Annotated in this window: 6 protein-coding genes; 3 read left to right on the top strand and 3 right to left on the bottom strand. The window is 71.0% G+C overall.

Going from position 1 to position 8557, the window contains the following annotated elements; genetic code table 11:
* Positions 1-560: 560 nt before the first annotated feature.
* The 3 genes from FV242_RS30855 to FV242_RS30865 all read left to right on the top strand — a co-directional run bounded on the left by FV242_RS30855 (position 561) and on the right by FV242_RS30865 (position 2522).
* Complete coding sequence (locus FV242_RS30855) at positions 561-1454, top strand: B12-binding domain-containing protein (RefSeq protein WP_147941588.1); 894 nt, start codon at positions 561-563, stop codon at positions 1452-1454.
* Positions 1455-1505: 51 nt separating this feature from the next.
* Positions 1506-1928 (top strand): BLUF domain-containing protein, encoded by a 423-nt coding sequence (locus tag FV242_RS30860; RefSeq protein ID WP_147941589.1) that lies wholly within the window; start codon positions 1506-1508, stop codon positions 1926-1928.
* A gap of 126 nt (positions 1929-2054) precedes the next feature.
* Positions 2055-2522: a BLUF domain-containing protein gene (locus FV242_RS30865; RefSeq protein WP_147910606.1), complete on the top strand. Its 468-nt coding sequence runs from the start codon at positions 2055-2057 to the stop codon at positions 2520-2522.
* Between the two features lie 148 nt (positions 2523-2670).
* On the opposite strand, the gene FV242_RS30870 is transcribed toward FV242_RS30865, so the two are convergent.
* Genes FV242_RS30870 through FV242_RS30880 form a run of 3 tightly spaced genes read right to left on the bottom strand, consistent with a single transcriptional unit; the run spans position 2671 to position 8244 of the window.
* Positions 2671-5961 carry an error-prone DNA polymerase gene (locus FV242_RS30870; RefSeq protein WP_147910607.1) on the bottom strand — a complete coding sequence of 1097 codons (3291 nt, stop codon included), beginning with the start codon at positions 5959-5961 and terminating at the stop codon, positions 2671-2673.
* The gene (locus tag FV242_RS30875) at positions 5958-7526 is read right to left on the bottom strand and encodes a DNA polymerase Y family protein (RefSeq protein WP_246692968.1); all 1569 of its coding nucleotides are present in this window, start codon (positions 7524-7526) and stop codon (positions 5958-5960) included. Before FV242_RS30875 ends, FV242_RS30870 begins: the two co-directional genes overlap by 4 nt.
* Positions 7453-8244 carry an ImuA family protein gene (locus FV242_RS30880; protein ID WP_147941590.1) on the bottom strand — a complete coding sequence of 264 codons (792 nt, stop codon included), beginning with the start codon at positions 8242-8244 and terminating at the stop codon, positions 7453-7455. The genes FV242_RS30875 and FV242_RS30880 overlap by 74 nt, the downstream gene beginning before the upstream one ends.
* Between the last annotated feature and the right edge of the window lie 313 nt (positions 8245-8557).

Consider the following 8557-nt stretch of genomic DNA (forward strand, 5'->3'; position numbering starts at 1 on the left):
GGGGCATTTCCGCACCCCGCCGGGCAGACTACCGCCCGATCTTCACGCCCGTATCCGAGACACGCCCTGCATCGGCACGCCGCCCGGGGCGATGGCGGCTGAGAGCCACCGACGCGGGCATCGCCCCGTCCCCCGAGCCCGCCGGTCAGCCACCGGACGGACCCCCGAGGAGCGCCGTGGAGTCACCCCCACAGCGCCGAAGGACAGGTGACGGCTAATGAGCACAAAATAGGAACATTGTCAAGGGCGGCGTGGCGGTCGATGGGTCTGCGTCTTCATGCGCCGAGACGGGATCCGACGTTTGGTGCCGTCTACAACGGCTGGGGAGCAGTCGGTCCGCCCGAGGCTGCGGTCGACGAGGGGCGGACGTTCGAAGACCTGTATCTCCCGCCTGACGGCTGTACTTCTCTGCCCGCCGTAAACTGCTGATATCGGGCGAGCGCGGTAGGAGAGTCGTCTCCTTTACAACGCGCGCATTTGCGTCTCTCCTGCGCCCCGTACTCGCCGACGACGGTCAATAACAAACGGGGATGCCAACCCCGGACCATGGGGAGGAGGCAATGCTGGATCAGGGATCACCCCACCGAGAGTGGGCCGATCTGATCACGGAGGGGATCGCCGAAGCGGCGTATGCCCGGGAGGATTATGCACGACGAAGATCCGTCGACGAGGCACGGCACCGGACCCTAGCGCTTGGCCGCATCGTTCAGACGGACATCATCCCGCGGATGATGCTGGTCGATCGCGGCGAGAGGGAGGTCCGGTCGGACGTCCTGCCGAAGCTGGAAGCGGAAACGGTCGCGGGCTTCACGGACCTGATCCTCGGGCACGACGTCACGGCCCTCATGGACGCCTTCACCGCCCTGACGGCCAAGGGATATTCCGTCGACGACCTGTTCCTCGACCTGTTGGCACCTTCGGCGGCCCTGCTGGGGCGCATGTGGGACGACGATCTGTGCGACTTCATCGAGGTCACGGCCGGCCTCGCCCAACTCCAGTTCCTGTTGGCCACGTTCCGCACGGACGGAGGCGTCGCGCCCTACGATAGCGGTCGCCGCATCCTCCTGATGGGAGCACCGGGCGAACTTCACACCTTCGGCTTGGCCATCGTCGAACAGTTCATGCGGAAGGCCGGCTGGCATGCGGATAGCGGGCTTGCCTCCAGCCCCCAGGAGATCGCCGATCTCGTCGCTTCGGAGCGGTTCGGCGTCGTGGGTCTGACGCTGAGCCGGGAGAGCCATCTCGATCAACTCGCCGCCTCGATCCAGGCGGTACGACGGGCGTCGCTCAACCCCTCGATCGGCGTCATGGTCGGGGGACCCGTCTTCCTGGAGCATCCCGAATACGTCGAACGGGTCGGCGCCGATGCCTCGGCGGTCGATGCACCCACCGCGGTTCTGCTCGCGCAGAGATTGCTCACATCCGCCTTCGAGCCTGCGAACGACCGAACGTAGATCTCTCTACCGATCCGAACCAATCCGACGGCCCGATAGGATCCAGCAGCCATGTCTGTCGTTCAGCTCATCTATGCCTCACGCCCCTTTGGGTTTGACCAAGCGATGCTCAACGGCATCCTATCGCAATCGCGGCGATGCAACGCGCGAGATGGGATCACTGGCGCCCTCATCTGTAGGGCCGATGTCTACATACAGTTGTTGGAGGGCTCGGCCGAAGCGCTGGATGACACCTATGCTCGGATCTTACGGGACGACCGGCATTTGGAGATCAGGCGATTGTCCTATCACACTGTGACGGACCGATTATTCCCGCGCTGGGCCATGCGTGACGATCCGGCCCGATCTTGGATGTGGTCACAAGCTGAAGTCGCGAACGGCGCGATAGACCGGGCCACTCCTGTGCAAGCATTGAAAGTCTTCGAGCGGCTTGCGGCCGAACCCGAACGCGGCGACGCGCTTCGCGACTCATGAACCGCTGAGCGATCCGCAACGTATGAGTCTCGACCGGATTGGACCGGCACCGCCCCGCATATGCGGGCGCGGGTCCGATTGAGGTCGCGGCTTGATTACAGTGTCACACATCAAGCGAGCTTACTCATGTTCGACGAATACGGCATCCCGCGCGGCGTCGAGTTAGACGAAGCTGCGCTGCCCAAACTCTACCATTTTGTCTATTGCAGTCGTGCCGCCGAGGGCGTTGACGACGCCGAAGTCTGCCGCATCGTCGAGACGGCCCAGCGCAACAATTTCGAACACGGCATCACCGGGGTGCTGGTTTTCGGCAGCGGCGTCTTCTTCCAGTGGATCGAGGGGCCGGCCGCCAAGATCCAGAACCTGATCGCGATTTTGCATCGCGACAAGCGGCATCACGACATCGTTTCGCTGAGCCAGAGCGAAGAAGAACGAGAGCGTCTTTACCCGAACTGGGACATGGAGAAAGTCGAGGCCGAGGATATCCGGCTCGTGTTGGAAGATGCACTCGAAAACGCAGACGATAAAAACAATCGTGCGACGCTGACGCGGATCCTCGAACAACTCGATGCGGGTCCACTTGGTCGAGGCTGATCGGGGCCCCTATCCGCTTTTCGGCAGATCCTAGGAGCACCGTGTACGCCTCGATCGGGTCGCCGGCAGGCGCTGCCAAGCGTCTGTCATCCGCCGCTCGGTCGCGTCGCTGCGCGCGCGTTCGCGGCGGGCGTCCTCGGTCGAACGCTCAATGGAAATCCCGGCTCGGATACGCCCGCCGGTCCTGAGGCGCCCCGAAATCCGTGGTCTCGGGGGGCAGCTTCATCCCGGCGGCGCGCAGGTCGCGCAGGGATTCCGTCAGATCGCGAAATCCCTCGGCGACCAAGTGGACCACCCCCTCGGCTCGCTGCACCCGGCCGCGCACGGCGAGGAAACGGGCCTGCATGGCGGCCCGGCGGTTCGCCTCGAACACCGTCTTCCAGATGATCACGTTGGCGATGCCGGTCTCGTCCTCCAGGGTCAGGAACACCACGCCCTTGGCGGTGCCCGGCCGCTGGCGGATCAGCACCAGGCCCGCCACCGTGACCCGGGCGCCCTGGGGCAGGGCCGGGTCCTGATGGGCCCGGGCCGGGATCGCGCCGATCCGGGCGAGCCGGCCCCGGAAGAACGCGACCGGGTGCCCCTGCAGGGACAGGCCGGTGGCGGCGTAATCCTCGGCCACCGCCTCGGACAGGGGCAGCGAGGGCAGGTCCACGTTCGGCTCGTGCCGGAACAGGCCGTCGTCGGCGTGCCAGGCGAACAGCGGCAGCGGCGCGTCGAGGAGGTGGCCGCGCCGCTCGGTGCCGTCTGCCTTGGCCGCCCTCCGGGCCGAGGTGCCCTCGAGGGTCCGCACCATCCACAAGGCCGCGCGCCGATCGAGGCCGAGCGACCGGAACGCATCGGCCTCGGCCAGGCGCTCCAAGGCGTTGCGTGGCAAGGCGAGGGCCGCCTGCAGGCCCTCGATGCTGGCATAGCCGTTGGCGCGAAGCCGGACGAGCCGGTGCATCGCGGCCTCGGGCAGGCCGTTCACCTGGCGCAGGCCGAGACGCACCGCGTGCAGCTTCGGATCCCCGGCCGGCTCCAGGGTGCAGTCCCAGGCGCTGGCGTTGACGCAGACGCCCCGCACCTCGACCCCGTGGGCGCGGGCGTCCCGCACCAGCTGGGCCGGCTGGTAGAAGCCCATCGGCTGGGCATTGAGGATCGCGGCCAGGAACACGTCCGGGTGCCGGCACTTCATCCAGGCCGAGGCGTAGACCAGGAGCGCGAAGCTCGCCGCGTGGCTCTCCGGGAAACCGTAGGTAGAGAACCCCTTGATCTGCGCGAAGCAGCGCTGGGCGAAATCCGCCGGGTAGCCGCGGCGGGTCATCCCGCCCACGAACTTCTGCTCGAAGCCGCCGATCGTGCCGACATGCCGGAACGTCGCCATCGCCCGGCGCAGGCCGTCGGCCTCGGCCGGGGTGAAGCCCGCCGCCGTGATGGCGATCTGCATCGCGTGCTCCTGGAACAGCGGCACGCCGTAGGTTTTTTTCAGGACCTCCTTCAGCTCGTCCGCATCGCCGTGGGCGGGGTCGGGCGACGGATAGACAACCGGCTCCTGCCCCGACCGCCGGCGCAGGTAGGGATGGACCATGTCGCCCTGGATCGGGCCCGGGCGCACGATCGCCACCTGGACGACGAGGTCGTAGAATTCCTTCGGCTTGAGGCGGGGCAGCATCGACATCTGCGCCCGGCTCTCGACCTGGAACACGCCGACGGAATCGGCCTTCGCCAGCATCGCGTAGGTGTCGGGATCCTCCCGGGGTAGGTCGGCCAGGGTCTCGTAGAAGACGCCGTGGTCCGTCTCCAGAAAATCGAGGCCGCGCTTGAGGCAGGTCAGCATGCCGAGCGCCAGCACGTCGACCTTCATCAGGCCGATCGCGTCGATGTCGTCCTTGTCCCACTCGATGAAGGTGCGGTCCGCCATGGCGCCGTTGCCCACCGGCACGGTCTCGTCGAGGCGCCCGCGGGTCAGGATGAAGCCGCCGACATGCTGCGACAGGTGGCGGGGGAAGCCGATCAGCTGGTGCGCGAGGTCGAGCGCCTGCCGGAGCACCGGGTTGTCGGGGTCGAGGCCGGCCTCGCGCACGTGCTTGTCCGGCACGTCCTTGCCCCAGGAGCCCCAGACCGTGTCGGCGATCGCCGCGGTCACGTCCTCGGTGAGCCCCAAGACCTTGCCGACCTCCCGGATCGCCATGCGCGGACGATAGTGGATCACCGTGGCGCAGAGGGCGGCACGCTCCCGCCCGTAGCGGTGGTAGAGGTGCTGGATCACCTCCTCCCGCCGCTCGTGCTCGAAATCGACGTCGATGTCGGGGGGCTCGCCCCGGTTCTCGGAGATGAACCGGGCGAACAGCAGCCGGTGCTTGGACGGGTCCACCGCGGTGATGCCTAGGCAGAAGCACACGGCGGAATTGGCCGCCGAGCCGCGCCCCTGGCACAGGATCCCCCGGCTCCGGGCGAACTCGACCACGTCGAACAGGGTCAGGAAGTAGCGGGCGTAGTCCAGCTTGGCGATGAGCCGCAGCTCCTCGCCGAGCGTGGCCCCGACCGAGTCCGGGACGGCGCCGGCATAGCGCCAGCGCGCCCGCTCCCAGGTCTTCTCCTCCAGGTATTCCTGGGCCGTGCGCCCGGGGGGCACCGGCTCGTCGGGATACTCGTAGTGCAGCTGCGACAGGCAGAAGGTGCAGGCCTGCGCGATCTCGACCGTGCGGGCGAGCGCCTCCGGATGGTCGGCGAACAGCCGGGCGATCTCGGAGGGCGGCTTCAGGTGGCGCTCGGCGTTGGCCTCCAGCCGATAGCCGGCCTCCCCGATCCGGCAGCGTTCGCGGATGCAGGCCACCACGTCCTGGAGCGGGCGCCGGTCGGGATGGTGGTAGAGCGCATCCGAGATCGCGACCATGGGCGCCCCGTAGGTCTCCCCCAGCTCGGCCAGGAGGCCGAGACGGCGGCGCTCGTCGCCCCGCCGCGCATGGCTCGCCCCGAGCCAGGTCCGGCCCGGCGCGGCGGCGGCCAGGGCCTCGAGCCGCCCGAGGAAGCCGTCCGGGGGCCGCGGGCGCCGGCCCGGCGGGATCGCGATGAACATCTGTCCCTCGGCGGCCTCCAGCATCTCGGCGAAGGAGAACTGGCACGCGCCCTTGCGGCTGCGCCGGTTGCCCTGGGTGAGCAACCGGCAGAGGCGGCCCCAGGCCTGCCGGTCCACCGGATAGGTCACGGCCTCGAACCCGTCCTCGGTGACGAGGCGCACGCCCGGCAGGACGCGGATCGCCACGCCCTCCGCCGCGAGGGCCTGGGCCGCCGCATGGGCCCGCACCACCCCGGCCACGGTGTTGCGGTCGGCGACCCCGATCGCGGCGAGCCCGTAGGCTGCGCCTTGCACGACGTATTCCTGCGGATGCGAGGCGCCGCGTAAAAACGAGAAGTTCGTGGTCAGGGCGAGTTCGGCGTAGGCGGGATCGCTCATGGGAACACCCCGTGGACGAACCAGGCGGCCGGGCGGCCGGGGGCGTGCGGCCCGTCCCGGTACAGCCAGAGCCTTCGGCCGGCCGCGCACTCGACCCGGTAATAGTCCCGGGCCTGGCCGGAGGCGCCCCCGTTCGCCGCGTCGGCATCCCTGCCGGCGGCGGGCGCGCCGGGCGTGTGCCACCACTCGGCCGCGATCCGCTCCGGCCCCTCGGCATGGACGATCGCGTGGATCCGGGCGCGCCAGCGGAAGCGCCGGGGCGGTCCCTCGGGCACCGTGGACAGCACGTCGAGGGCGGCCTCGCCCCGGGGGAACAGCACCAGGGGCCGGGGCGGGAGGTGGTCCGGCCAGGGCGTCGGGTCTGCAGTCCACGGGAGGGTGTGGCCGGCGCGCTCCGGGAGGTGGCTCGCCCGCGCCCCGAGGCGCAGGAGCGGCCGGCCGAGCCTCTGCGCCAGGGCGTCGGCCAGGACTCCGATCCCGTCCCCCTGGGGCGACGCCCCGAGATCCGTCTGGCGGGCCGTCATCGGCCCGGTCACCGTGACGGTGAGCGCCACGGTCTCGAAGCCGAAGCCGGCGTCGAGAGCCGCCCCGAGGCGGTCGAGGCGCAGGGAGACCAGGGTGGCGACGCGCTCGGGACAGCGCTCGGGCCGGGACAGGCCGAGATCGAGGGCGCGCGTGACCCCGTCGACCCGGTGCAGGACGAGGCGCAGGGCGCAGGCGCCGACCCCGTCGCGCTCCAGCCGGGGGGCGATCTCCGCCATCAGCAGCCGGGCGGTGACGACGATGTCCGACTGCCGGCCGATCGGGTCGAGGAAGCCCCGGGCGGCCCGGTACGCGGCCTCCTCGGTGAGCGGCGCCAGGGGTTCGGGCCGGCGGCCCATCGCCTGGTCGAGGCGCAGCAGCAGGGCCTCGCCGAAGCGGCGGGCCAGCGGCCCCCGGGCGAGGGCGTCGATCTCGCCGACCCGGCGCAGGCCGAGCCGCCTCAGGCCCGAGACCGTGCCGGGATCGAGGCGCAGGGCCTCCACGGGCAGCCCCCCGAGGGCCCGGGCGGCCTCGCCGGGGGGTACGACCACCCGGTCGGCGGCGCCGAAGCGGGCCACAGCGAAGGCGCCGCCGGGGGTGTCGGCCAGCGCGATCCGGGCGGGAATCTTCGACCGGGCGAGGCGCCCGGCGAGGTCGTCCACGAGGGGGGCCTCGCCCCCGCGCAGGTGGCTCGCCCCGGCGACGTCGACGTAAAACCCGTCCGCGGCCTCGGCCGGCCCGAACGGCGCCACCCCGGGGGCGTAGCCCTCCGCCCAGCGGCAGAGCCGCAGCAGCGCCGCCCGGTCGGCTTCGGGATCGGCGGGGTAGACCTGGAGCGGCACGCCGATCCGCGCCCGGACCCGGCCCAGGAGTTCGCCGGGCCTCAAGCCGAGGGCACCCGCCTCCGGGTCGAGGGCGAGGAGCCGCAGGCCGCCAGGCCCCTCGGCCGCCACCGCGAGCGGGCCCCGGTCAGGCGCGAGACCGGCCCGCCGCAACCGCGTCACGGGCCAATGGCTCAGGCAGACGCAGACGATGCGCGGCATGGTCCCACTCCAGAAGCCAGTCGCCGCCCCGGCCGTTGCGGCAGCGATCGAGGCGCGCCCGCCAGCGCGGGTTGTCGAGGGTGCCGAACCGGTCCCGGGCGGCCGGAGCCGAGGCGATCCGCCACCGGGTGGCGGCGCCGTTGGGCAGCCCGGCCTCGGCGGGCCGCAGGATCAGCACGAGCGGCGGCCCGTCGCCCTCCGTGCCCCCTTCGGCGGCGAGCTGCAGGCGCCGGCCCGGCTTCAGCGGCAGGCCGTCCTGAACCAGGCCGACGAGCGCCGACAAGGTGCGGGCGTGGAGCGCCGCCTCGAGCGCGCGGAACACCTCCGCGTCGCCGCCCGCTTCCAGCAGGAGCAGCAGGGCCGGATCCAGGCCGAGGCCGGCCAGGCCGGGCCCGTGGGGCAACGGCTGGTTCGGGGCGGCGGCGATCAGCGCCGCGCCTTGCGTGCGGGCGAGCCGGGCGGCACAGAGCGCCAGGGCGAAGCTCAGGGCCGCGATCGCGTCCGCAGGCTCGGCCGGGGCGATTTCGTGCGGCGGCCCGAGCGCCAGACCGCCGCCGGGCAGGTGCGCGTCGATCGCCGGCAGATCCAGGGACAGGACCGACGGCGGGGCTGCCGGACCGGCCGACGCGGACAGGCGCGCCCGCAGCGCCGCCAGCCGCTCCCGGGGGCTGCCCGGCGCGGGATCCCGCCCGGTCTGGTTCGCAGGGTCCAGCCCCATCTCCGCGTGCTCCGATCATGCCGGACGATAAGAACATAACAGGAACATGTTCAAACCGTTTCAGCGGGTCACCTGAATCGGACGCCGGGCCAGCAGCTTGGCCTGTGGATGATTGTGGACGCCTGTGGAATCAGCCGCCCCGCCCGCGACCAAAGCCACGGTTGACCGAGCCCGCGAGCCGAGACCACAGTCGTCTGCCGCGCCAGACGCGGCCGACACGGTCCGAGCATGCGCCCAGCCCTCGCCTTGACGATCCTGCTCGCCCTCTCAGGAGCGGCCCTCGCCCAGCAGCCGCCCGACCCCGGCCCCGCCC

This window comes from Methylobacterium sp. WL64 (assembly GCF_008039945.1).
Classification (GTDB): domain Bacteria; phylum Pseudomonadota; class Alphaproteobacteria; order Rhizobiales; family Beijerinckiaceae; genus Methylobacterium.